The sequence below is a fragment of the Micromonospora zhanjiangensis genome, from assembly GCF_042650605.1.
GTDB lineage: Bacteria > Actinomycetota > Actinomycetes > Mycobacteriales > Micromonosporaceae > Micromonospora_J > Micromonospora_J zhanjiangensis.
On sequence record NZ_JBHSBN010000111.1, the window covers coordinates 1 to 1,164 of the forward strand.

The 1,164-nt window shown below is 69.6% G+C and carries 2 protein-coding genes; both read right to left on the minus strand.

What is annotated here, in order from left to right; all coding sequences use genetic code 11:
- Positions 1 to 18: 18 nt before the first annotated feature.
- The gene (locus ACFOX0_RS34160) at positions 19 to 621 is read right to left on the minus strand and encodes an IS630 family transposase (RefSeq protein WP_377553822.1); all 603 of its coding nucleotides are present in this window, start codon (positions 619 to 621) and stop codon (positions 19 to 21) included.
- Positions 600 to 1,067, minus strand: coding sequence for a winged helix-turn-helix domain-containing protein (locus tag ACFOX0_RS34165; protein WP_377553824.1), 468 nt, complete (start codon positions 1,065 to 1,067; stop codon positions 600 to 602). Before ACFOX0_RS34165 ends, ACFOX0_RS34160 begins: the two co-directional genes overlap by 22 nt.
- Between the last annotated feature and the right edge of the window lie 97 nt (positions 1,068 to 1,164).

Consider the following 1,164-nt stretch of genomic DNA (forward strand, 5'->3'; position numbering starts at 1 on the left):
GCTACAGATCTTGAATGGTCAGGTTGAGTCGTCGAGGGTTAGGCCGGTGTGGGTCAGGAAGCCGTCGAGCAGGTCGGGGCGGTACTGGATGCGCTTGAGCCGGTTGCGGATGATCGTCAGGAGGTGGTCGACGCCGCGGACGGCGAGGTTGCCGATGCTGCGTTTGAGGTGTGACCACACCTGCTCGGTGGGGTTGAGGTCGGGGGCGTAGGCGGGCAGGCGGATCACGTGTAGCCAGTCTCGGGCGGCGATCATCTGACGCATGGCGGCGCTGATGTGGGTGTTGAGGTTGTCCCAGACGAGGACGATCGGCCCGCGTAGTTGCTGGTGGGCGGCGTCGAGCAGGCTGATGTAGTCCCGTTCGCCGAAGCTGCGCCGTTCGTTCTTGCGGCCGCGATGGGTAATCGTGCGGTAGATCAGCCGGGGACGCTGGCCGGGTTTGTAGCAGGCCAGGCCGGCGATCGAGACTCGTCCGGATCCCTTGCCCGACACCGGGATCTGCGGCGTGTGGCCGCGTCGGCCCCAGGTGCGGGCCTTCGGTGGGCGCAGCGTCTGACCGGCCTCGTCCTCGAAGCAGATCCACGCGTCGCGCTGCGCCGCTACCGTTTTCCCGCCGGCCACACCTCCCGCCGCCACGTCGCGACCGCGGCCTCGTCACGCTCGACCGGCCGGTGCGCGGGAACCTGCACCGACCAGCCGATGCGGTGCAGCAGGTACGACGTGCCGCGCAGGGTGTAGCGGGTGCGGAACAGGCGGGCGATCAGGTCCGACACCCGGGCCAGGGTCCAGCGTTGATCGTCGCCGAAGCCGTGCGCCGCCGGCCCCTCGTCCAGGGCGTCGGCCAGCCGTCGCAGCCGGGGCTCATCCAGCCGGCACCGACCGCCACCGGGCCCCTTCGACGCCAGGGCTACCTCACCACCGGCCCGCCACCGCTTACGCCACCCGTACACCGCGGTCTGCGACACCCGCAGCCTGGCCGCGATCTCCGGCACCGACACCCCTGCGGCGAACCACCCCGCCGCCTGCCGTCGTACCGCCTCACGCTTCGCCCGCCCCCGCGCGGACAACCCACCTCCATCGGGATACCTCATCCCATCGATCTACCCCAGCCCACGGCCATCACACAGCCCACATCGGACGAACCTGACCATTCAAGATCTGTAT